20 protein-coding genes and 1 pseudogene are annotated in these 23,741 nt (G+C 55.3%); 7 read left to right on the top strand and 14 right to left on the bottom strand.

Going from position 1 to position 23,741, the window contains the following annotated elements:
* The first annotated feature begins 241 nt into the window (after nt 1-241).
* Genes KO499_RS15455 through KO499_RS15445 form a run of 3 tightly spaced genes read left to right on the top strand, consistent with a single transcriptional unit; the run spans nt 242 to nt 4,858 of the window.
* The gene (locus KO499_RS15455; RefSeq protein ID WP_323133357.1) at nt 242-2,239 is read left to right on the top strand and encodes a putative bifunctional diguanylate cyclase/phosphodiesterase; all 1,998 of its coding nucleotides are present in this window, start codon (nt 242-244) and stop codon (nt 2,237-2,239) included.
* Nucleotides 2,240-2,261: 22 nt separating this feature from the next.
* Nucleotides 2,262-2,849 carry a LemA family protein gene (locus tag KO499_RS15450; RefSeq protein WP_215984667.1) on the top strand — a complete coding sequence of 196 codons (588 nt, stop codon included), beginning with the start codon at nt 2,262-2,264 and terminating at the stop codon, nt 2,847-2,849.
* Between the two features lie 11 nt (nt 2,850-2,860).
* The gene (locus KO499_RS15445) at nt 2,861-4,858 is read left to right on the top strand and encodes a M48 family metallopeptidase (RefSeq protein WP_215984666.1); all 1,998 of its coding nucleotides are present in this window, start codon (nt 2,861-2,863) and stop codon (nt 4,856-4,858) included.
* Between the two features lie 4 nt (nt 4,859-4,862).
* Here KO499_RS15445 and gspD read toward each other — a convergent pair whose 3' ends face one another.
* From gspD to KO499_RS15415, 6 genes are all read right to left on the bottom strand, one after another.
* Complete coding sequence (gspD, locus tag KO499_RS15440) at nt 4,863-6,815, bottom strand: type II secretion system secretin GspD (RefSeq protein ID WP_215984665.1); 1,953 nt, start codon at nt 6,813-6,815, stop codon at nt 4,863-4,865.
* 32 nt (nt 6,816-6,847) lie between these two features.
* Nucleotides 6,848-7,699, bottom strand: a complete 852-nt coding sequence (locus tag KO499_RS15435) for a type II secretion system protein N (protein ID WP_215984664.1) — start codon at nt 7,697-7,699, stop codon at nt 6,848-6,850.
* 1 nt (nt 7,700) lies between these two features.
* Nucleotides 7,701-8,492 carry a type II secretion system protein N gene (gene gspN / locus KO499_RS15430; protein ID WP_215984663.1) on the bottom strand — a complete coding sequence of 264 codons (792 nt, stop codon included), beginning with the start codon at nt 8,490-8,492 and terminating at the stop codon, nt 7,701-7,703.
* Between the two features lie 164 nt (nt 8,493-8,656).
* On the bottom strand, nt 8,657-10,309 hold the full coding sequence (groL, locus tag KO499_RS15425) for a chaperonin GroEL (protein ID WP_215984662.1): 1,653 nt from the start codon (nt 10,307-10,309) through the stop codon (nt 8,657-8,659).
* Between the two features lie 78 nt (nt 10,310-10,387).
* Nucleotides 10,388-10,675 (bottom strand): co-chaperone GroES, encoded by a 288-nt coding sequence (gene groES / locus KO499_RS15420; RefSeq protein ID WP_215984661.1) that lies wholly within the window; start codon nt 10,673-10,675, stop codon nt 10,388-10,390.
* Between the two features lie 193 nt (nt 10,676-10,868).
* Nucleotides 10,869-11,417, bottom strand: a complete 549-nt coding sequence (locus KO499_RS15415) for an FxsA family protein (protein ID WP_215984660.1) — start codon at nt 11,415-11,417, stop codon at nt 10,869-10,871.
* 168 nt (nt 11,418-11,585) lie between these two features.
* Between KO499_RS15415 and KO499_RS15410 the strand changes: the two genes are divergently transcribed.
* Entirely contained in the window at nt 11,586-12,347 is a 762-nt protein-coding gene (locus tag KO499_RS15410) for an SDR family oxidoreductase (protein WP_215984659.1), read from the top strand.
* 40 nt (nt 12,348-12,387) lie between these two features.
* Here KO499_RS15410 and KO499_RS15405 read toward each other — a convergent pair whose 3' ends face one another.
* The 3 genes from KO499_RS15405 to KO499_RS15395 are packed head-to-tail and all read right to left on the bottom strand — an operon-like array spanning nt 12,388 to nt 14,622.
* A complete protein-coding gene (locus tag KO499_RS15405) occupies nt 12,388-12,693 on the bottom strand; it encodes an MGMT family protein (RefSeq protein ID WP_215984658.1) in 306 nt (101 codons plus the stop codon).
* 30 nt (nt 12,694-12,723) lie between these two features.
* Nucleotides 12,724-14,097: an AmpG family muropeptide MFS transporter gene (locus KO499_RS15400; protein ID WP_416240399.1), complete on the bottom strand. Its 1,374-nt coding sequence runs from the start codon at nt 14,095-14,097 to the stop codon at nt 12,724-12,726.
* A 42-nt stretch (nt 14,098-14,139) separates the two neighbouring features.
* Nucleotides 14,140-14,622 (bottom strand): YajQ family cyclic di-GMP-binding protein, encoded by a 483-nt coding sequence (locus tag KO499_RS15395; protein ID WP_215984656.1) that lies wholly within the window; start codon nt 14,620-14,622, stop codon nt 14,140-14,142.
* Between the two features lie 111 nt (nt 14,623-14,733).
* On the opposite strand from KO499_RS15395, the gene KO499_RS15390 reads away from it, so the two are divergent.
* Together KO499_RS15390 and KO499_RS15385 are read left to right on the top strand one after the other, a co-directional pair.
* Entirely contained in the window at nt 14,734-15,705 is a 972-nt protein-coding gene (locus KO499_RS15390) for a response regulator (RefSeq protein WP_215984655.1), read from the top strand.
* A 346-nt stretch (nt 15,706-16,051) separates the two neighbouring features.
* Nucleotides 16,052-17,077 (top strand): AraC family transcriptional regulator, encoded by a 1,026-nt coding sequence (locus KO499_RS15385; protein WP_215984654.1) that lies wholly within the window; start codon nt 16,052-16,054, stop codon nt 17,075-17,077.
* Here the strand turns inward: KO499_RS15385 and KO499_RS15380 are convergent.
* The 5 genes from KO499_RS15380 to KO499_RS15360 form a co-directional block, all read right to left on the bottom strand.
* Complete coding sequence (locus KO499_RS15380) at nt 17,074-18,285, bottom strand: argininosuccinate synthase (RefSeq protein ID WP_215984653.1); 1,212 nt, start codon at nt 18,283-18,285, stop codon at nt 17,074-17,076. The genes KO499_RS15385 and KO499_RS15380 overlap by 4 nt on opposite strands.
* 129 nt (nt 18,286-18,414) lie before the next feature.
* On the bottom strand, nt 18,415-18,813 hold the full coding sequence (gene fliS, locus KO499_RS15375; RefSeq protein WP_215984652.1) for a flagellar export chaperone FliS: 399 nt from the start codon (nt 18,811-18,813) through the stop codon (nt 18,415-18,417).
* A gap of 54 nt (nt 18,814-18,867) precedes the next feature.
* On the bottom strand, nt 18,868-20,850 hold the full coding sequence (fliD, locus tag KO499_RS15370; protein ID WP_215984651.1) for a flagellar filament capping protein FliD: 1,983 nt from the start codon (nt 20,848-20,850) through the stop codon (nt 18,868-18,870).
* Between the two features lie 201 nt (nt 20,851-21,051).
* Nucleotides 21,052-21,489: a flagellar protein FlaG gene (locus KO499_RS15365; protein ID WP_215984650.1), complete on the bottom strand. Its 438-nt coding sequence runs from the start codon at nt 21,487-21,489 to the stop codon at nt 21,052-21,054.
* Between the two features lie 69 nt (nt 21,490-21,558).
* Entirely contained in the window at nt 21,559-23,037 is a 1,479-nt protein-coding gene (locus KO499_RS15360; RefSeq protein WP_215984649.1) for a flagellin, read from the bottom strand.
* A 390-nt stretch (nt 23,038-23,427) separates the two neighbouring features.
* On the opposite strand from KO499_RS15360, the pseudogene KO499_RS15355 reads away from it, so the two are divergent.
* Nucleotides 23,428-23,741: pseudogene (locus tag KO499_RS15355) on the top strand (flagellin); the annotation flags it as partial.

Raw genomic sequence — 23,741 nt, 5'->3', positions numbered from 1 at the left:
GAAAACACTTACAATTTGATACAAGCACACTCTGAAATCTTCAAAAGAATCGTCGATACTCATAGGAATGTGCCGAACCTGAGTCATGCCGGCGAAGACTATTGAGTATGACGCCCTGACAACCTTGGCCCAAGCTCATCACCATTGCCATGTAGACACCGGAATAAAACAGGCCTGAATGCAAAACTCTTTCGAACCTGAACACCGTCTGGGCTATCGGATCTTACGATGGACTCTTGCTGTGGCCCTTCTCAGCGGTGTCATCGTCAGCACGGCACAGGTCATTCTGGATGCCCAACGAGTATCCAGCGGTCTGGACAGCGATGCTGTACAAACCATCGCCATGGTCAAGGACGCCGCAACTCAGGCGGTGTTCAGCATTGATGCAGAACTGGCCCAACAAGTGGTTGACGGCCTTTTTGCGAAGGAACCCGTGCACCTGGCCCGGATCACACACCCGGACGGCGACCCTCTCGGAAATCGCGTCCGCCCGATAGAAGACACACCTTTTCGCCCCGTGACCGATCCGATCTTCGACGAAGAGCGCATCTACCGGGAACCGCTGTTCCGGGAGGACACCCCGGAGAACATCTACGGTTTCCTTGAAGTTCACTATGACACCGCAGCAGCAGCCCGAACCTGGCTGGACCGAGCTGCCGTCACCTTCGCTTCCGGCATAGCCACCGCCCTCATTCTCGGGATGGTTCTGTTCTACGTGTTCCACCTGCTTCTCACACGGCCTCTGCTCAGGATAGTCAATTCGGTAAAACAGGTGGATCCGGCCCACCCGGATGACCGCCTGGTCACCACGCCATCAGGTCATCAGAGCGACGAGCTTGGCCTCTGGGTAAACGCTACCAACAACCTGCTGGTGGCCATTGGCGACAGCCAGAAACGCCATCGCGAGGCAGAGGATCGCGTCAACCGTCTGTCCCGTTACGATCAGCTTACGGGTTTGCCCAGCCGGGATTCCTTTATGGAATTATTGGTACGGGATATCGAAGATGCCAGTCGACGCAACGCACAACTGTCCCTGATCGTTTGCGGCATTGACGACTTCAAGTCAATCAACGAACAGTGCGGTTTCCGCTCCGGCGATCTGATTCTTCAGACGGTCGCCGACCGTCTGACCAACAAACTGAATAACGCACGGTTCACTATTGCCCGCCTGGGAAGTGACCAGTTCGTGATTGTCCAGAAAGGACTTCGCGACGGGTTTCAGGCAGCAGACACCGCAGAAAGGGTGCTCGCTTGCATCAGCGCTCCCATGCTGGTGGAGGGACAGAAAATCTCGATGACTGCCACCCTGGGCATTGCACTGTACCCATCGGACACCAATCAGGCCGATCGCCTTCTGCAGAGTGCTGAGCAGACCATGACCCTGGCCAAGCAAAATGGCCACAATCACTTCCAGTTCTATGTTGCCAGCATTGACCAGGAAATCCGGGACCGGAAGCAACTGGAAAAAGACTTGTCCCAGGCTATCCCGGCTGATCAGTTGCACCTGGTTTACCAGCCCCAGATCAGCCTTGAGAGCAAGCGTGTAATTGGCGCCGAAGCTCTGCTGCGCTGGGAGCACCCCACCCGCGGCATGGTCCCCCCGGACTTTTTCATTCCTGTCGCTGAAGCCAATGGTTCCATCGTTGAAATCGGTCAATGGGTACTTGACCAGGCCTGCAAGCAGGCAGCGCACTGGGCGTCAGAAGGCTCTCCGTTGCGCATTGCCGTCAACCTCTCAGCCGTTCAGCTACGCCAGGAAACCATCGTTGACGACATTCTCGACACCCTTCGACGACACAAGATTCCCGCCGGACGACTGGAACTTGAAGTCACCGAAACCAGTTTCATGACCAATCTTTCAGATGCTGTGGCCAAACTCCACAGGCTGAACAATGCGGGAATCAGTATCGCAGTCGATGACTTCGGCACCGGCTACTCCTCCCTCACGTATCTGAAACAAATGCCTGTCCAGCATCTCAAGATCGACAAGCAGTTTATCTGCGACCTGCTGATCAATGAGGAAGACACGCGAATCGCCAATACCATTATCGATCTGGGCAAGAGTCTGAACCTGTCAGTGGTTGCCGAGGGTGTCGAAACAGCAGAACAGGAATACTACCTGAGTCAGCGGGGCTGCAAGCTCGCCCAGGGTTATTTCTTCAGCAAGCCGTTGCCACCGCGTGAATTTGAGATCTTTGTAAAAGGCTTCCACGAGAAAATTGTGGAAAATAACCTCTGACCCATCACCTTGAGGAGTTTCCATGGGAACCACCGTTATCGGCCTGATTGTTATTGCCGTCGTTGTTTTCTACCTGGTCTTTATCTACAACCGCCTGGTTGCCCTGCGCAATCAGTTTAAAAACGGCTTTGCCCAGATTGATGTGCAGTTACAACGCCGTCATGACCTGATTCCCAATCTGGTGGAAGCAGCAAAGGCTTATCTGAGCCACGAGAAAAGCACCCTCACCCAAGTTATGGAAGCCCGTAACAATGCGGTAAGCGCCCAGAAAGATGCGGCCAAAGATCCCGGCGACGGAACCAAGATTCAGCGCCTGGGCAGTGCCGAAAACCTGCTGACCAAAGCCCTTGCAAATTTCTACGCCGTGGCAGAAAACTACCCGGACCTGAAGGCCAACGAAACCATCCAGCAACTGATGGAAGAGCTATCCAGCACCGAGAACCGCGTTGCCTTTGCTCGCCAGGCCTACAACGACGGCGTAATGACCTACAACATATTCCGGGAGCAGTTCCCCAACAACATTATTGCCGGCATGTTTGCCTTCAAGGAAACAGCGCAACTGGAACTGGAAACGCCGGAAGCCCGCAAGGCACCGAAAGTGGCCTTCTGAGGCCCTGAGACATGGCTCATCCAGGTTTCTTTCAGCGCCAGGCCCTTGCCCGGCGCAACACCAGCTTGCTGGTTTTCCTGTTCCTGACGGCGGTTGCGCTCATTACGCTCGCCGTCTGTCTGGTGGGGTATTTTGTCACCCGCAGCGAATCGTCCAGTCTTGCCTTCCACCATTGGCTACTGTCGAATCACGGCCTGCTAACCGCCTTTACCGTTATCGCATTGATTGTTCTGGGCTCCCTGCTCCGCTGGGCTGATCTGTCCGGCGGTGGCGCCAGGGTTGCCAAGATGGTTGGTGCACGACCGATTGATCCGGATACCCGGGACAGTGATGAACGCAAATTGCGTAACATTGTTGAAGAAATGGCCATTGCCAGCGGTGTTTCGGTACCAGAACTCTATGTAATGGATCAGGAAACCGGCATCAATGCGTTCGTGGCCGGCTATACACCCGGTGAAGCGGTCATGGTTGTTACCCACGGCGCCATTACCCAATTGTCGCGGGACGAGCTCCAGGGCGTTGTCGCTCACGAGTTCAGTCACATTTTCAACGGGGACATGCGCCTGAACGTCCGGCTTATCGCCCTGCTAGCCGGTATCCTGATGATTGGTCAAATTGGCGGCTTTCTGCTTCGGGCCTCTTTCTATCGGGGGCATCGTTCAGGACGCTCCCGGGACGGACGGGCACAAGCGGCTATGGGGATCATTGGTCTGGCGCTGTTTGTGATTGGCTATCTCGGGGTCTTTTTCGGGCGCCTCATCCAGGCAGCCGTGTCCAGGCAACGAGAGATGCTGGCAGACGCTTCCTCTGTCCAATTCACCCGCAACCCGGAAGGCATCGCGGGCGCCCTGTTCAAGATCGGGATGAAGGGCGGCTATCTCGACACCACCAGTCATGCCAGCGACATGAATCATATGTGTTTTGGCGAAAGTGCCCGGATGAAATTCACTTCCCTGCTGGCCTCCCACCCGCCCATCGACGAGCGCATCAACGCGATTCAGCCGGGCATGCTGGCCCGATTGCGCAGCCGGCTTCGTGATACCGAAACAGGCGCCGATCTTTATCGTCGGAGCACGCCGACACCAGAAACCGGAGCCTCGGCATTCTCGGGTGCGGCAAACGATGTCCTCGGGCCGCTCACCGGCAAGACAGGGAGAACATCCCCGGTCGCCTTGAGCCCGGAGAGGCCGGTAAAGCCGTCGGGTAAGTTTTCCGACCAGGTCGGAACCATCAACCGGAAAAGTGAAGACTTTGCCATGCGTTTTCTCACCCGGCTCCCGGCTACCTTCCGCAACCTGCTGTACACCCGGGCCGGCGCAGCCCAGCTCTGTTATGCCATGCTGATCAGCGAACTGCCACGCCCACAACAAACAGAACGGCTGAACCTTCTACCGGCCCATCCGGTCCTGGGCAGCCAGCCCGAACTGCTGGAGAAGCTGCTACCGGCGCTCAAAACTATCGGTGATGGCGTCCGCTTCCCTGCCCTGGAACTGGCCATGCCGGCGCTGCGCAAGCTCGATCCGGAAGAACGGGAAATGCTGATCACCAATGTCCAGAAGCTGGTAGCAGCGGATAACCGGGTTACGCTGTTCGAGTTGGCGCTGACAAGCTTCCTGTCCCGTCATCTGGGCGATGAGGCAGCAAGCGTGGTCCCGGTTCGCTTCCGGAGCTATAAACCCATCATGCCAGCCCTTCAGCGACTTCTGAGCCTGCTCGCGCGGGCAGGATCAACCTCGCGGGCTGATGCCGAGGCCCTCTACCGGGAGGCTATGGCAGGTTTTATCAGTACTCGGGGCGATGCTGAGCCAGTTCTGGAGAAAGTCACCATGCGCCAGCTGCGGGAGTCACTGACCGCGTTGAACGGCCTGTCACCCCTGCTTAAACCGGCAATCATTGACGCCTGCGGGCACTGCATTACCCGCGATGGCAAAGTGGAGACGAAAGAGTACGAACTGATGCGACTCGTGGCGGATCAGATGGACTGTCCGATGCCGCCACTGACCGTCTGAGACCTTACTGAAGCGGAGCCTTGTCTTTCCCGAACAGCATATCCACGTTCGGACGCTGCTCGGGGGAAGGAATCCCCAGCTTCTCGCGGACGCTCAGGTCGACATCCCAAAGCTGGTTAAACTTCTCGGTTGTGGCAGCAATAGCCTCTTCTTTACCCAGCATGATCTTGGGCCGGAGAAATACCAGGAGGTTGCGCTTCACCCGAGTCTCTGATTCCGAGGAAAACAGGCGTCCGATAAAGGGAATATCGCCCAACAGGGGCACCTTGCTTTTGTTGACCAGATAGTCATCCCGGATCAACCCGCCCAGAACGATAGTTTCGCCATCGTCCGCCAGGACCGTCGTCTTGATCTCGCGCTTGTTGGTGACAATGTCAGAGGCGTTCTCAATACTATCCGCGACACTCTCGGTCGTCTGCTCCACGACCAGACGCACCAGTCCATCAGCACTGATGGTCGGGGTGACTTTTAGGGTCAGGCCAATATCACGGCGCTCAATCGTGGTAAACGGGTTGGTGGTGCCATCGCCGGTGACTGTCGATTCACCCGTCCGGAAGGGGACGTTCTGGCCAACGATAATCTCCGATTCCTGATTATCCAGCGTGATGATACTCGGTGTGGACAGCAGGTTCGCCGCGGCTGAAGTCGACAGAGCCTGCAACAGAACTCCCCAGCTGACACCATTCTCGTTTCTCTGACCGGCGCCAATCGTAATGCCGCCGGTGGAAGGCGTGATGACAGACTCGGTGAGTATTGCACTCAAAACATCCCCGAGGCTCCGGCCGACGTTACTGAAGCTGGTACCGGCCACCGGCGTAGAGGAACCCGATTCGTCACCAAGCGCAACCTGAACGCCCAGATCCTGCCCGAGCTCATCGCTGATTTCCACAATCGCCGCCTCAATCAACACCTGGGCACGGCGCACATCCAGAGCTGCCACAATCTGCTCTGCTTCCTGCATCAGTGACGGCTCGCCGCGAACGACCAGAGCATTGAGCCCTTCATCTGCAAACACCGCGAAATTGCTTTGCGGCTTGCTGCTTCCCGTGCCGCCCGCTGAACCAGTGCCTTCTTTGACCAGTTCACCCATAACACCGGTGAGGATTTCAGTGAGATTCTTGGCATCGGCGTGCTTCAACCTCAGTACCTTGGTAGCACCCCCCGTGGCCGAAGGCTGATCCAGTTGCCGGATCAAACCGCGCATCTTGTCACGGAACGTCTCATCGCCACGCAAAATCAGTCGGTTGCTGCGCTCATCCGCAGTGACACTGTACTTTCTGGCGGCGCTGTCAGCACCGGTTCGGCCGAGTTCGTCAGGAGCCAGCTCCTGCAGCAAAGTAACCATATCTCCAACCCAGGCTTCCTCAAGCTGGATAACCTCTACTTCGTACTTTGACGGACTATCCAGCTCCCGGACGATCTGCGCGATACGCTCTATGTTCGAGGAATGATCACTGATGATGAGTGCGTTGGCGGCGGCAACGCCGGCAAGGTGGCCATACTTGGCAACCAGGGGACGGAGAATCGGCACAAGCTCAAGCGCGTTGGCGTTGTCGATCTGGATAACCCGGGTGATCAGCTGCTCAGAGGGTGTCGAGGGGAACCGTTCAAGGGACTCCGCCGACTGTTTGGCATCAACCTGCTGTACCACCTTGATCACTTCTTCGCCGGCAATCGCGGTAAACCCGTGAACATTCAGGACCGCCAGGAACAGATCGTAAATCTCGTTCTTGTTCATCGGGGCGCTGGATAACACGGTCACCTTGCCCTTGACCCTCGGGTCCACCACAAAACTGTAGCCGGTGATATCGGCCACCTGGGTTACAAACGCCCGAATGTCGGCGTCTTTGAGATTCAGCCGCCAGGTCTCAACTTCCTGTCCCTGTGCGATGGACATAAAGGGAAGCAGAACAAGCAGGACAACAGCCCGCAAAACATTGATCTTGTGGTTATACATCTGGCGATTTCGTCCTGTTTCGATGAACCCGATCAGCGCCACTGCTCGGGTATGGCATAACTGATGGTGAGGATGGATCCGTCACGCTCTATTTCTATATCCAGCTGAGCCTGGCCGCGCCAGTTCTCGAGCAGGACCTTGTCCTGGCTGATATCACCCAACCGCTGACCATTAATGGCGGTTATGACGTCACCAGCGCGCAGGTTGACAGCATTCAACATGGCATTAGAGCCATCGTAGACGTAGCCGGACATGCCGCTGTCATCTACCGGTCTCAACCCGAAAGGCGCCAGTGCGGCAAGCCCCTGGGTGTCAATCTGTTCGCGGGCGTTGGCCAGGAACCTCTCTGGTGATGATTCTGCCGGCTTGGTGGTCACTTCTGCAACCAGTTCAGATGGCGCATCTTCAAAGGCCAGGGATTCGTATCGCCCATCCCGACGAATAAGGATACGCCCCGGTTCCACTTCCGCCAGCTCCGCATTCCCTGGCAAGACTTCTCCCACCCGGTAATACGCCGTTTCACCATTGCTTCCAGCCACTATAGCACCGGAGTTCTCCGGGCGCTGCGCTACCAGTACCCCTTCCAACCGAAGTCGAAGCCGGGTTTCCGGAGCTGAACGCCGAACAACCTCCGCGACTTCAACCGGCCTCTCAGACCGACCGAAGAAATCGTATGCTGCCATAGACGTTGTCAAACGGCTGTTACCCGGCAAGCCACCGGCATCCCCCACTACCGGAGCCATCGGCACCGGCCTGTCGTCCCAGGCAAATAACCAGGTCATCCGGGCGAGCATGACGGCCAGATACACGACCAGCACCAGTAACAACAGATTTGCCAGGATCCGGGAGATCCTGTCCTGGGCCCGTGAACTCAATCGAGCCATACTATCGCGCTCCCGGGACGAGAGGCTGGCGCACCCTGAAAATCACATCACCGGGGCTGGCAGATTCCGACCAGGGCTGACCGGCAAGATCCACCATTCGCTTGTAGACACGCAGTTCCATCATACCGTTCCACAGGATCAACCCATCCGCAGCCGGACCCTGTCCGCCCTGCTCGGAAACCGTGAGAGACACCCCACCCTGGGTGGTATCCATGATGGCCTGCATGGGCGGAAATTCTGCCTGGCCGCGCTGCGACCCCATGGGCCAGGTCACCTGGCCACCATCCCAACGCCCCGAACCTTCGGCCCGGGTAATACGGTTATCGGCCCAGACCACATTAACCTGGTCAATGGCAACCTCACCTTCGATCATTGCGCCGCCGCTATCCCGGATCAGGTCTTCAAACTCGGCCACCGTAACCCGCCCATTCGCATCCAGCTGAACACTTGTGGGCCAGCCGATCGTAACATTGCCGTTGAGCGAAGATCGTGACGATTGCACGGAAATTCTCACCGGCCACTCAAGACCGGACACGGAGGGCGTATTCAGTTGCCAGTCAAGGCGCAAGGGGAAGCCCGCCACAACAATTCCTGCTTCGCCGTCCCAGAGAGTACCGGCCACCTGCCGTACCTTGACCTGAGCTGGCAGAGACACATGGGAGGAGGCCTGCTGCCATACCCACCCTGCTGGAACGAAAAATACCAGCGACAGCAAATAAACCAGTGCACCCAGCAACAGGAGCAGAAAGACCTTGCCGGGGCGAAGAAAAGGTTTTGGTTCAGCGTCACTCATTCAGCGTTGCACAGATAATGGACCGGAAGCCGAGTCTAGCAAAGGCATGAGGCAAGTTCATGACAAAAAAACAAAAACCCCGCGCCAGTATGAACCGACGCAGGGTTTTGTCGTAAAGCGGACCACACTCCTGTTCCGGAGCGCGGTGAGGCTTCAGGCAGGCATTACATCATGCCGCCCATGCCTCCCATGCCGCCCATGCCGCCCATATCCGGCATACCGCCGCCAGCAGCTTCTTCCTGCGGCTCATCCGCAACCATCGCCTCGGTGGTGATGATCAGGGAAGCAACAGACGCAGCAGCCTGCAACGCGGAACGGGTTACCTTGGCAGGATCCAGGATGCCCATTTCCAGCATGTCGCCGTAAGCTTCGGTAGCGGCGTTATAGCCGAAGGAACCTTCGCCTTCGCGAACCTTGGCAACCACAACAGAAGACTCGCCACCTGCGTTGTAAACGATCTGACGCAGCGGAGCTTCCATCGCGCGACGCAGAATGTTCACACCGGCTCGTTGCTCTTCGTTGATGGCGTCGACCTTCTCCAGAGCCGCGATAGCACGGATCAGGGTAACACCGCCGCCCGGCACGATGCCCTCTTCAACCGCAGCGCGGGTAGAGTGCAGCGCGTCTTCAACGCGGGCCTTCTTCTCTTTCATTTCCACTTCGGAACCGGCGCCAACCTTGATAACGGCAACACCGCCAGCCAGTTTGGCAACACGTTCCTGCAGCTTTTCCTTGTCGTAATCGGAGGAGCTGTCTTCGATCTGCTTACGGATCTGCTCAACACGGGCTTCAATGTCCGACTGTGCACCGGCACCACCGATGATGGTGGTATTTTCCTTGGTGACGTTAACACGCTTGGCAGTGCCCAGGTCGTCCAGAGTGGTGTTCTCAAGAGTCAGACCAACTTCTTCGGAAATCACAGTACCACCGGAGAGAATGGCGATGTCCTGCAGCATTTCCTTACGACGGTCACCAAAGCCAGGCGCCTTCACAGCGTTGACCTTCACAATGCCACGCATGTTGTTGACAACCAGAGTGGCAAGCGCTTCGCCTTCGATATCTTCAGCGATGATCTGCAGCGGCTTACCAGCCTTGGCCACAGATTCCAGCACCGGCAACAGTTCGCGGATGTTGGAGATCTTCTTGTCTACCAGCAGGATGAACGGATCTTCCAGCTCGGCGGACATGTTGTCCTGGTTGTTGATGAAGTACGGGGACAGGAAGCCACGATCGAACTGCATGCCTTCGACCACATCCAGCTCGTCTTCAAGGCCACGGCCTTCTTCAACAGTGATGACGCCTTCCTTGCCAACTTTTTCCATCGCATCCGCAATGATCTTGCCGATGGTGTCGTCGCCGTTGGCAGAGATGGTACCAACCTGGGCAATCATCTTGCTGTCGTCGCAGGGCTTGGCCATGTCACGAATCGCCTTCACGGCTTCCGTGGTGGCCTTGTCGATGCCACGCTTCAGATCCATCGGGTTCATGCCGGCAGTAACCGCCTTCACACCCTCGTTAACGATGGCCTGAGCCAATACAGTGGCAGTGGTTGTGCCGTCACCCGCAGTGTCGTTGGCCTGGGAAGCCACTTCTTTCACCATTTGGGCGCCCATGTTCTCGAACTTGTCGTTGAGTTCGATTTCCTTGGCCACGGAAACACCATCTTTAGTGATGGTCGGTGCGCCAAAGGATTTTTCCAGAACCACGTTACGGCCTTTCGGGCCAAGGGTCACTTTAACCGCGTCTGCCAGAACGTTGACGCCTGCGACCATGCGCTTGCGTGCGCTATCACCGAATTTAACGTCTTTTGCTGCCATGTTTTCTATTCCTGTTCGTTAAACCGAAGTTATTCAATCAATCGGATTAATGAGAGTTCGTGCGATTCGCCTCAGCGATCACTCAAGCACGCCGTAGATGTCGCTTTCGCTCATGATGAGCAGCTCTTCACCATCGACTTTGACGGTGTTACCGGCATACTGGCCGAAGACCACGGTGTCACCCACCTTGACCGCCAGTGAGCGGGTTTCGCCATTTTCCAGGATGCGACCGTTACCAACGGCAATCACCTCGCCCTGGGAAGGCTTCTCTTTGGCGTTACCCGGCAGCACGATGCCACCCGCAGTTTTCTCTTCTTCTTCCTTACGGCGCACGACAACACGATCGTGTAGCGGACGAATTTTCATTGCTCGGTTTCTCCAATAGTCAGATTAATGTGGCAATGACATTGTTGATGAAGGTCGAATCAGCAAAGCCCGATCCGACAAATTGCCCGGCTTGATAACCAACTGTTTTCAGTGGAAATCAGCCCGCAGCGAACTTGTGCTTTCTATCTGGGGTAGCAGGTAGGTATTTTCAACACCCAACAGAGAAAATTTTTCAGTTTTTTTCGATCCGATCCCGATCAGATTCCGTCTCATCCCTGTACTCACCTTCAATGATGTCGCCGTTACCATCCCGGTCGAACGGCCGCTGCTGCCCGAAGCCATTATCCCGTCCCCCGAATGGCCCTTGCCCGAAAGGGTTAGAGCCGCCACTGGCGCGGAAGTAGAAGCCCTGGCTTCGGCTTTTACCAGCCACCACCATGCGCTTGAGCGCCTGCGCTGCAAGCCAGTGTCGGGGCCCCGGTATCAGGCAGAGAAAGCCGACCGTATCGGTGATAAAACCAGGCGTCAGCAACAAGGCGCCGCCGACGGCCAGAATCAGCCCCTCAGCAACCTCTTTTGCAGGCAACTCACCGCTGTTCAGCCGCTGATTGGCCCTGAGCAACGTTGCCAGACCCTGCTGCCGGAGTAGCCACGCACCTATTACCGCAGTCAGAAACACCAGCCCGACGGTATTGAGCACGCCAATCATGCCACCCACCTGGATCAATACCGCCATTTCTGCAATCGGCAGGATAATGAATAAAAAAAGAAAAACAGACATCAGGACCTCTGGGTCTGAACAGGAATTTCAGAAGGTCTGGTATACTCACCCACCTTCGGTTTTAACAAGAAGCCACTCCAAATGGCTCGTCGCACCAAGCCAGACGGCAAAGGTGAGCAAGACGCACAGCAACTGTAAACCACCTGATAACAGTAGTTAGGGCAAAACATGAAACTTCAAGATTCCGTGATTGCAATTACCGGCGGCGGACAAGGGCTTGGCCGCGCCATGGGCGAATACCTGGCCTCAAAAGGGGCAAAGATAGCGCTCATCGATTTGATGCCGGAAAAACTGGATGACGCCGTCGCCGCCTGCGAAGCAGCAGGCTCAGAAGCCAGAAGTTACGTATGCAACGTCGCCAAAGAAGAAGACGTCGAAAGGACCTTTAGCGCCATTGTTAACGATTTCGGCCACCTCAATGGCCTGGTGAATAACGCCGGAATCCTCCGGGACGGCCTGATGGTCAAGGTGAAGGATGGCAATGTTGAGCGCCGCATGGAGCTGTCTCAATGGCAGGCCGTTATTGACGTTAACCTCACCGGCGTTTTCCTTTGTGGCCGCGAAGCCGCCACGCAAATGATCAAGAACGGCGACCAGGGTGCGATTATCAACATCGCCTCCATCTCCCGGGCCGGTAACATGGGCCAGAGCAACTACTCTGCCGCCAAAGCCGGCGTCTCTGCCCTGGTTCCCGTCTGGGCCAAAGAACTGGCTCGTTATGGCATCCGGTGTGCCGGCATTGCCCCCGGTTTCATTGAAACAGAGATGACGGCCTCCATGAAGCCCGAAGCACTGGAAAAAATGGCGGCCGGTATTCCGCTGAAACGGATGGGCAAACCCGAAGAGATCGCTTCAGCAGCGGCGTTCATCTTTGAAAACGATTACGTGTCCGGACGGATGATTGAAGTGGATGGGGCTCTGCGGCTCTGATCGATCGAAGGTAAAACAATGGGGCGCCTTGGCGCCCCATTTACCACCGAAACCGCGACATTGAAACTCTTCCGTTAACAACCTCCACGCCCTCTGCAGAAAGCCGGCTTACCTGCTCCCGATAGTGGTCGGAGCCTTCCGGAAAAGCAATCTGGCCGTTGCTGCGGATCACCCGATACCAGGGCACGGCGTGTCCGGCAGGTAATTTTCCCAACGCCTTTCCGATGTATCTTGCCTGACGGCCCAATCCGGCCATAGCAGCTACCTGACCATAACTGACGACTCTTCCTTCAGGTACCGCCATCACGACTTGCCAGATTTTCTGGTCTTTGGTTGGTTCAGACATCAAAACCTCTCGCCTCTGACCGGGCTGAATTCAAGATCTGGCCGCTTCAGCATCGGGGCCGGCTTCATTTTTCGGTGCCAATGCATCCAGACGGCTGCCGTGGCGGATCATGAAGATTGCCAACAGAATTGCAGGTACGCCCATCATGCCGGCAATCAGGAAGAACTCGGCATAGCCAAAGCCGGCCACAACAACGCCGGAGAAGCCACCCAGAAACTTTCCTGGCAAGGTCATCAGCGAGCTGAACAATGCGTACTGCGTTGCGGTGAACGAGGCGCTGGTCATACTCGAAAGCCAGGCGATCAGGGCAACATTGGCAATACCTCCGCTGAGGTTATCGGCACTGACCACTGCAGCGAGGGTGACAATATTCGGGGGGTACTGCGCCAGAACGACGAACAGCAGGTTCGTAGCGGCTGTCATCACAGCGCCCAGCAGGAGAATCCGGCGAACACCATAACGAACCACCATGACACCCCCCATCAGCGAGCCGGCAATGGTCATGAAAAAGCCGAAGATCTTGGTCACGTCCGCTACCTGGGTTTTGCTGAAGCCCATAAAATCCAGATAAAACGGATTGGCCATTACCCCCATGGCAATGTCCGAAATCCGATAAACAGCAACCATGAGCAATATAATCAGGGCCAGCTCCCTGTATCGGCGGAAAAAATCGAGGAATGGGCCGGCAACGGCGGCGTAAAACCAGCCAGCCAGTCTCGCCAGACGCGGATTGAGATGGCTGCGTTTGCCCGCCTCCTGCTGGATCCGGAGGGCAATATCCTGGGCCGCGGCAAAATGGTTCACGACGGGTTCGCGAACCATCAGAACCGTCAACGCCCCAACCCCGACCAGGGCAGCCATCACTTCATAGGAGACTTGCCAGGACCAGTATTCCGCGAGGTACAGGGCACCAGCACCGGCCACCAGAAGCGCCAGCCGGTACCCAAAGATGTACGTTGCGGCCAGGGCTGCCTGCAACCGCTCCTCGGCAATTTCGATACGGTAGGCGTCAATCGCCACATCCTGTGTGGCAGAGGAAAATGCCACCAGCAGACCGCAAAACGCCATCATTTCCGGGGCAACAGTGGGATCCACATGAGCCATCAGATAGAGCCCCGTGGCAATGCCCGCCTGCGCGAAAATGATCCAGCTTCGTCGCTTGCCCAATAGTCGGTCAAGAAGTGGCAATTTCAACCGGTCCACTACGGGTGCCCAGAACACCTTGATGGAATAGGTGATACCGAGCCAACTGAAGAACCCGATGGTGGCGGTTTCCACCCCCACATCCGCAAGCCGGGCATTCAGGGTGGAAAACACCAACAAAAACGGCAAACCGGCGGAGAAACCCAGGAACAACAGGGCGATTACCTGCCAACGAGTGTAGGTATAGAGCGTGTCCCGGATCAGGGCAAGACGGGTGCCGGTGAAAATGTTATAGCCTCCGGATCAGTCTCGGAAATTATTGAATTGCAGAGGAATATCCAGCTCAGCCTCGCGCAGCATGGCCATGGCAGCCTGAAGATCATCCCGCTTCTTGCCAGTTACCCGAACCTTATCGCCCTGGATGCTGGCCTGCACCTTGAGCTTGCCATCCTTGATCATCTTCACGATCTTCTTGGCCATATCGGTTTCAATGCCCTGCTTCAGCAGCAAATGCTGTTTTACCAGCTTACCGGATTTGCTTTCACCGTCTTCGGACAACGCGCGTGCGTCTATTTTTCGCTTGGCAAAGGCCATCCTGAGCATATCCATCAGCTGTTCCAGCTGAAATTCCTGTTCCGCGCTAATGGTTATACCTTTGTCATCATGCTCGATAGTCGCTTCCACGTTCTTGAAGTCCCAGCGGGTTGCCAGATCTTTCTTTGCCTGATCCACCGCGTTGGTCACTTCGTGCATATCGATTTCCGAAACAATGTCAAAAGAAGGCATGGTCGTTATTCTCCAGCGTGGTAAGAGGGTATACTTGTCCGATTTGCCGGGGATGATACCAACCCGCGGCAACTCCCGCACCTGACATCGAACTGCTAAAAGTAGATAACAATGCCAAACCTGGACCTTCCCATCCTTGTAGTAGACGACGCGAAATTCAGCAGTATGGTGGTTGGCCGCACACTACGAAATGCCGGGTATCGCGACGTACGGATCGTAAATAATGCGCCGGAAGCCCTGAAACTGATGGAGCAGCGCCCGGTCAGCGTGCTGATCGCAGACTGGCTGATGCCCGAGATGGATGGCCTGGAACTGGCCGACCAGGTGCGCCAACAGGACGAGCAGAAGAATCACTATACCTACGTTATCCTGCTCACCGCCCGGGAAGGTGTAGAGGCTCTCTCCGAAGCTTTCGACCGGGGCGTAGACGACTTCATCTACAAGTCTGACATGACCAAGCAACTGATCCCCAGAATCTTTGCGGCAGATCGCATGGCCGACCGGCAAAACACCCTGCTCCGGGCCAACTCCCTGTTAATCGAAAACAACCGGGAACTGGAATCGACCAACATCATTGATCTGGAGACGGGCCTCTGCAACACCAAATACGGTCGTGAACGCCTGTCCAAAATACTGCGCCACGCCGAGTCGCGCGGTGGTTGCTCGGCCTATGTACTGTGTGGCATCAGAAACTGGCAAGAGCTCAAGCGCAAACATCCGCCGGCAGTAATGAGTGAAATGGCCATTGGAATCGCCCGCCGGCTAAGCACCCTGATTCGCCCTATCGATGCTCTGTGCCGGGTTGGCGACAATCAGTTCGCCATTATTGCTTACTTCCCCAACAGCGATCACTGCACCACCACCGCCTTCCGGCGAGTGTTCGACGGCATCAACCACAAGGCACTGAAGACCACGGCCGGCTATATTTCGGTCGAAGCGGGCATGGTGCTGTGTAAAGCCGACGCGCAGAATGGTACGCCGTCACCGCAGGAAATGGAGCGGGCAGCGGTTCAGGGCCTGATGGATGCCTACGAAACCAGACGGTTCACTGAAACTGCGCCAGACGTGAGCGCAACCGCATAGGAGCCTTGCCGGATCCGCCTTGCCTCATCCGGCAACTCAATCCGGCTTTGGTTACACACTCGGTAACACTGAGACACACTTCACAAACAGACAGGAAAGCCCGAAAGACTTATTCTGCAATTGTGGATTCAAGCAGTATCCCCCATGGTGGAGGAGCCGAGTAGTACCTCCGCCGCCATATGGGAAACGGAATCCATCGGATTAACGAATTTTTCAGGCACTTTCGTTCTTTCCTTGTATGTTTAGGCCAGCTATTTAGCTGGCCTTTTTGTTTTCTGCGCCAGACGTTTCCTTACCAGTTCCGTTATACTTCAGCCATAACGACTCCAAAAACAGTGCTGTAGCCATGAAGACCCTCGGAACCGCCTCTGTCGCCGCCCTGCGCCAATACGTTCGTGCTGCCGAATCTGCCAGCATCGACATCAGCGCTCTATTCGACAAAACCGACCTGAACCAGAACATCCTCCACACCGACGACGGCCGCATCAACGGCGAGCAGTTCCAGTATTTTATCCGCTTGTTGTGCGAAAAGACCGGCAACCCGGTTCTGGGCCTGGAGACCGGAGATTTCGTGCAGCCAGGCTCCTACAGCGTACTTGGCTACATCACCATGAGCTGCGCCACTCTCGGCGAGGCAGTGGCACGCATTGCACCCTTCGAAAAACTGGTTGGCGATATGGGCACCACCAGCCTTGCCATGAAAGGCGAAAACATCAAACTGACCTGGAACTGCAACTACACCGACCCCCTGGTGCGACCACAGCTGGTGGATAACGTGTTTGCTTCATGGGTGAACTACGCGCGCTGGCTTGCAGACAATCACGAGGCGTCACCAAGCTCGGTAAAACTTCGCCGCAGCTCTCCAGGAACAGCGCTTGAAAACGCCTATCAAGAGCGCTGGCATTGCCCGGTTACCTTTTCAGCCGATGAGGACAGCCTTACCCTCAAGAAAACCCTGCTGGAAACCCGCTTGAGACAACCAGACCCCCTGCTTCGCAAAACCCTGGAAGCCCACGCCCTGAACCAGCTGGCCTCTCTGGATACCGGCACCGACCTCGTTTCCAGCGTACGACACAGCATTCAGCAGCAGCTGATGCAAGGCATTACCCGGCAGGACATGGTGGCAGAGGCTCTTGGAATGACCCGCCGGACACTGCAGCGGAAGCTGGGCCAGGAAGGTGTGTCGTATCAGAAACTGTTAGATGACGTGCGGCAGACTATGGCCGAGGACTATCTGCGCAACAGCGAACTGTCCATACCGGATATTGCGCTGCGATTGGGGTACAGTGAAACCACATCGTTTCACAGGAAGTTCAAAGCGGTAACGGGAAAGACGCCCGGAGAGTTCCGGGCGCCTGAAGAGCCTGATTAAAGCTTGCGACCTTTACCAGCCGCAATGCGCAGGCGAAGCGCGTTCAGCTTGATAAAGCCTTCCGCGTCCTTCTGATCATACGCACCCTGATCTTCCTCAAAGGTGGCAATCTTTTCGTCGAACAGTGAATCCGAAGACTTACGGCCAACCACGTCCACATTGCCCTTATAGAGCTTCAGACGCACAGTGCCGTTCACATAGGTCTGGGTCTGGTCGATCAACGCCTGCAGCGCCTCACGCTCAGGGGACCACCAGTAGCCGTTGTAGATCACCTCGGCGTAGCGGGGCATGATGCTGTCTTTCAGGTGCGCCACTTCACGGTCCAGGGTGATGGACTCAATGGCACGGTGGGCACGCAGCATGATGGTGCCACCCGGAGTTTCATAGCAGCCACGGGATTTCATACCCACGTAGCGATTCTCTACGATGTCCAGACGACCAATGCCGTTGGCACCCGCCAGCTTGTTCAGGGTTTCCAGAACCACATGAGCCTTCATTTCCTGACCGTCGATGGCAACGATGTCGCCCTTCTCGTACGTCAGCTCAACATAGGTTGGCTCATTCGGCGCGGCTTCCGGCGACACACTCCAACGCCACATATCTTCCTCGGCTTCCGCCCAGGGATCTTCCAGGTTCATACCTTCGTAAGAGATGTGCAGCAGGTTGGCGTCCATGGAGTAAGGGCTCTTGCCCTTCTTCATCTCAACCGGAATGTCACGCTCTTCACAGTACTTCAGCAACTTCTCGCGGGAATTCAGATCCCACTCACGCCAGGGTGCAATCACCTGCACGCCCGGCTTCAGCGCATAGGCACCAAGCTCGAAACGAACCTGATCGTTACCCTTGCCGGTTGCACCGTGGGAAATCGCATCGGCACCCGTCTCATTGGCAATATCGATCAGACGCTTGGCAATCAGAGGACGGGCAATGGATGTACCCAGCAGGTACTCACCTTCGTAGATGGTGTTCGCGCGGAACATCGGGAACACGTAGTCACGCACAAACTCTTCGCGCAGGTCCTCAATGTAGATTTCCTTAACACCCAACGCCTCGGCTTTCGCCCGCGCGGGTTCAACTTCCTCGCCCTGACCGATGTCGGCGGTGAAGGTCACCACCTCACAGTTATAGGTATCCTGCAACCAACGAACGATCACGGAAGTATCCAGGCCACCGGAATAGGCCAGCACCACCTTTTTGATATCAGACATGCCCTTGCTCCAGACTGAACAGAATGGATGTGTTGAAAAGAAGGCCAGTATTGTACGGCAGAGCGGGGGGAATGGCTATAAAGCCCCTATCTGCTGAAGAGACAGGGGCCGAAGACACAGGGCAGTCAGTTAGCCTGCGGCTTGTTGACCAACGGTCTCCTCGCGAATGCCGTCCCAACCCTCTTTAACAGAGCGAAGCAGATTCAGCACCTCGTCCAGCTTGGCCATATCATTCCTGGCACTCGCTTCCAAAAGCGTTCGCTCCATGTAGTCATAAAGCGCTTCAAGACGCGCTGCCAGATCACCACCCTGCTCAAAATCCAGGAAGGAACGAAGGCCACCAATTATTTCAATGGCCTTGTTGATCAACTGAGCCTTACCGGAGTAATCCTTAGCCTGGATCCGGGACTTGGCCATATTGATGCGTTCAATCGCACCGTTGTATAGAAGCTGGATCAGCTTATGAGGATCCGCATCGGTGATGCTGGTTTGCGCGTTTACTCGTTGATAGGCCTGTAAACCATTCATAATTCGCCCCTTATTTCACTGGTCAAGCCAGTTCTGTCAGATGTTACCCGGTTATCAATCACTATTACTTGAGAGCAGTGCTTCAAACTGCTGAGCAACATAATCCTGAGTACTATTTAGCTGTGAAATCAATGAGTCCGCAGCAGTAAACTGGCTCACCAGACGTTCCCGATAGGCCTCGATTCGTATTTCCAGCTCAGCCTGGCTTTCTGCGATATCTTCCAACTGTTGATTCAGACTGACGGTCCGGGAGTCAAGAGCGCCACCCTCTCCAACAAGACTGGTTACCAGATCTGCCGTGCGCTCTGCGATCCCTTCTATAAAGGTAATGGAACCACGACTACCCGTCTGATCTCCCAGAATGCGAACCTGGAGCCCGGATGCTCCTCCGGAGCCGCCGTCCAGATATAGTACCTGACCGTCACCTTCAGCGACCTGGCCTCCAATGGTACCGGCCACATCCAAACCTGCCGTGCCCGTTTTGGCGGAAATACCAAGATCATTACCGCCTTCCGCCCATACAAGGTTCACATTCGAATCACTACCATAACTGCCGGATGTAAATCGGAGCGCACCACTTTCATCCAGGTCTACCTTGACTGACTGGCCAGCGGCGCTGAGTGGCGCACTGCTGTTAATCTGGCTCTGTATCTCGGCAACCAGATCCTCTGCCGTTGCATAGGTCTGCTGGGTTAGCTGGATCGAAAAATTCGTAGACTCATCAACCATAAACTCGATTGAGTCATTCGTACCGTCAATAACAACACCGTCCGCAAGCGCGGTATCACCGGCCACACTGCCTTGTGTTGCGGCCTGGGTGACATTGATCGCATAGGTTCCTGGCTCGGTGTCCAGACCACTACGCACAAACTCAACCTGGCTGTCTGTCGTCCGGCCCTGCTCTGCAAACAGGGCCGTTACATCGTCCGGGTTAGCCTGGAGCTGGGCAATGAAAGTCTCCCGATCAAAATCCAGGCCACCGGTTTCAAAGTTTGTGGTAACCCCCACATCCGCAAGGCTTCTCACGTTGGAGTTTTCCAGGCCGGGAACTACCCGAGTCAGCACCTCTCGAAGCTGATTCTGAATAGAGCGGACAGTACTGTCGCCCGTAAGCAAACCGCCAACGCCGGCATCGGCGTTGTATCCGGCCAGACTATCAATGGTTGTCTGCAAGGCATTGAACTGATCCACAAAGCCCTGGACACGGTCCGCTACCGATTCATAATCCTGTTCAACCTTGATGACAGATGAACCGGTTTCAGCAATGTCGAAACTCAGACCGTCTATAACGTTTTCAAAACTGTTGCTGGAACGGGTAATCTCTACGCCGTTAATAGACATCACAGCATCAGTCGCAGCGATGGTCTCTTGCAGGCCGGAGTCCGTGTCCATCCCGGTATTGAAGGCGAATCGGGACAGTCCCAGATTATCCGTCTCTGTGCCCTCGGAATCCCCTGAAACCGAAATGCTCACCGCATTGGCTGTACCACTTTCATCCGCAGAAAACACCAACTGAAATCCGTTACCGGTATCAATGACGCCTGCAGATACACCTGCATCCGCGTCATTAATGGCATTGGCCAACCCTTGCAAGGTGTCGTTGCTGTCATCAATGACAATATCAGTGGTTTTGCTGCCTACGGACAAGGTGAGTGTTCCCTGGCCAACGCTGGTACTGTCGCGATCAGCAAATACATCGCGGGATGCCAAAGCCTGAGCACTTGCCAGACTCGTCACTTCAACGCTGTAGGTGCCGCGACTGGCCGTGGCGCTATCAACGGTCACGCCAATGTCCTGATTGGAGGAGCTGGCAGAAAAAGCCGTCAGATTTTCCTGTGAACTCAGCATCTGCATCGGCAAGCGCAACTCAGTCACTGCGCTGCGAAGGGACCCATAGGCCGATATCAACGCCTCGGCTTCTTCCGTTTTCTGGGCAAGACGAGTATCGGTCGGTGCCCGCTCCGCCTCCACCAGCTGATCCACCAGATCAGACGTCAGAACACCAGAGCCTATTCCCAGTGATGAAATGCTTGCCATAACCATGCCTCCAAAAGGGGCGAATCTCTTCGTTGCTCAGTTTATCGGCAGAAGACGGCAAAACTTTGCCTCTTTCTTCATGCGACTTGTAACAATCTGTTAAAACAAAGCTTAGCCCAAAACGCAAAGCACCGCCGGGCCCTCTCAGGCGCGGCGGTGCTGAAATACCGTTGCCAACCTCAAATCAAAAACGGCAAGCGTTCAGACTTCAATGTTAAACAACGTCAGCGGTTCATCCTGATGCAATTTTTCTGCCAACCTTAATGCCACTTCATCAGGCATCTGCCGGACAACCTCCTGGGTTTGCTGATCCACCACACGAACGATGGTCTGCCCCAGTTCGTTATCCACTTCAAACTGCAGATCCCTCTGTACGCTCTGAACATAATCGTTCAGTTGCGACACGGCCGAATCCAGTTCTTTCCGCTGCGCTTCATTCTGCTCCTTTAGCTGTTCGGCCTTAGAAGCATCCTGAACGCGGGAAACCACCGTAACCGGTGTCGCTGATCCAGAAGATGAAGCATCAAGCCCGGAGGCACTCCTGCCTTCGGCCTGAGATGACGACAGTGCCTTGGCCGGTGCCTGGGCGTCAGAGCGCACCAATTTCAGATCCGGACTGCTCAGGTTAACGTCATTCATAGCTTACCTCTCTATCCTTGGACGGTTAAAAACCGGAACCCGAAGGTTCCGGCTGTTACCGCTGGCTCCTTACTGCAGGAGAGACAGAACCTGCTGCGGACGGGCGTTAGCCTGTGCCAGAACAGAGATACCGGCCTGCTGCAGCACCTGGGATTTGGCCAGGTTGGCCGTTTCTGCCGCGAAGTCAGCGTCCAGAATACGGCTGTTGGAGGCACTGAGGTTCTCTACCGAGGTACTCAGGTTCGCAATGGTGGATTCAAAGCGGTTCTGGATCGCACCCAGCTCACCGCGCAGGCTGTTTACTGAGGTAAGGGCAGCATCTACACGGGCAATCGCTTCATTAGCACCATCAACGTTGCTGATATCGATATCTTCAATAAATCCATCAGCACTAACATTTTGAGCAGCGCCGACAGAGGCAACATCAGTTCCGGCAACTACAACCGAGTCTTCCGCCGTAAAGCTCACTGTGCCAGAGAAGTTCGTTTCGGTACCATATCCAGCAGAACCAGTGGAGTCGAGAAGACCTTCTGCATCCAAGTCTGTAATGGTTGCGGATCCAGTAACAGCAGCAGCCTCCTGGATGGTGAAGTTTTCACCATCAGCTTGAGCGATTACCAAATCGCCGCCATCCACGGTTGCCGAGATTCCTGAATCAGCAAGAACGGAATTACTGTTAATCGCATCCCTGACATCTTCAACGGTAACCGTACTGGCACCATCCGCTTCCGGACTGTTAAACGCCAGATCAACACTCTCATCACCCACACCCACCGTAATGGTGTAGCTTTCTGTATCCGCTCCGGTAGCTGCAGTCGTTAAAGTTACATCAGCAAAGTCAATTGTTTGTGAATTCTCCGCAGTGACACTCGAAGCTCCCCCAACCGTAGAGCGAATAGTATCCGCAATGCTAGCCGCACTGCTACCCGCTTCAATGTCGACCGTTTGAACCTCTCCAGTTCCTACACGAAGTGTGAACGACTGACCATCAGCAATGGCTTCTCCATCAACATCAAGATCAACCTGCGCAATCGAACCAATTTGGGAAGCTCGTGTCCCTTGAGTCAGGTTAATACCGATCGTCTCACCGGCATTCGCGCCTACTTGAAAGTCCTGCTGACCAAACGAACCGTCCAACACCCTAAGTCCGTTAAAGGCTGTCTGAGAAGAAATTCGATCAATTTCTTCCAGTCGCTGCTGAACTTCATCGTTCAATGCCGCACGATCAGAGTCACTGTTCGTTGCGTTGGCAGACTGAACGGCCAGTTCACGAATCCGCTGCAGGTTATTGGTGATCTCGTCCAACGCACCTTCTGTAGTCTGAGCTAGAGAAATACCATCGTTAGCGTTTCTGGTTGCTACGTTCAGACCAGAGATCTGGGACTGAAACCGGGTAGAGATAGCCAGACCAGCCGCATCATCTTTGGCAGAATTGATGCGCAGGCCAGATGATAAACGCTGAAGTGCCTGGTCGTTCAGGCTTTGAGATTTACCAAGCTGGTTCTGAGCGTTCAATGAAGCGACGTTAGTATTAATTCCGAGAGCCATAATGCTTCCCCTTCGACAGATGTCGTTATTTCATGGAAAAGGTCTGGCGTCCGCTTTTTTGGTTTGGGAGCGCCGCCCTGTTATTTCACTTAACGGCACTTCAAACGGTTGCTTTAGAAAAAAATCAGCGCTTTTTGTAAAGGAATGTAAAACCGGCAAGCAGTTTCCCTTGCCAGCGGCAGTACTTTGGCGTACTGACTGACCTTCAACCGGCCCTTTCACATAAATTTAATCCTAAAAACATGCGCTTAGGCCTGATTTCGGAAAACTGGCACAGCCTTCGCTTATTACCTTGCAAAACGGCAATTTAACGAGTTTCAGCCGGCAAGGGTTCCCGTTCAAGACTGGGCACCAAGTTTCCGGCACCTTTATAAAGCAGGGAGAATTGATATGCCTCAGGTCATAAATACCAACATCGCATCGCTTAACGCACAACGGAACCTGAACGCTTCCCAGGGACAGGCAAACGTAGCTCTGGAGCGCCTGTCTTCCGGCCTGCGCATCAATTCTGCCAAAGATGATGCGGCCGGCCTTGCCATTTCCGAACGATTCCAGTCACAGATCTCCGGCCTCAACCAGGCGCAACGGAACGCTAACGATGGTATTTCACTGGCGCAAACGGCTGAAGGCGCCATGGACGAGATCACCAATAACCTGCAGCGGATTCGTGAACTGGCCGTTCAGTCTGCCAACGCAACGAACAG

This window comes from Marinobacter sp. F3R08 (genome assembly GCF_018860425.1).
Classification (GTDB): domain Bacteria; phylum Pseudomonadota; class Gammaproteobacteria; order Pseudomonadales; family Oleiphilaceae; genus Marinobacter.
The sequence above is the reverse complement of the archived record's forward strand: the minus strand, read 5'-3'. Positions and strand labels throughout refer to the sequence as shown.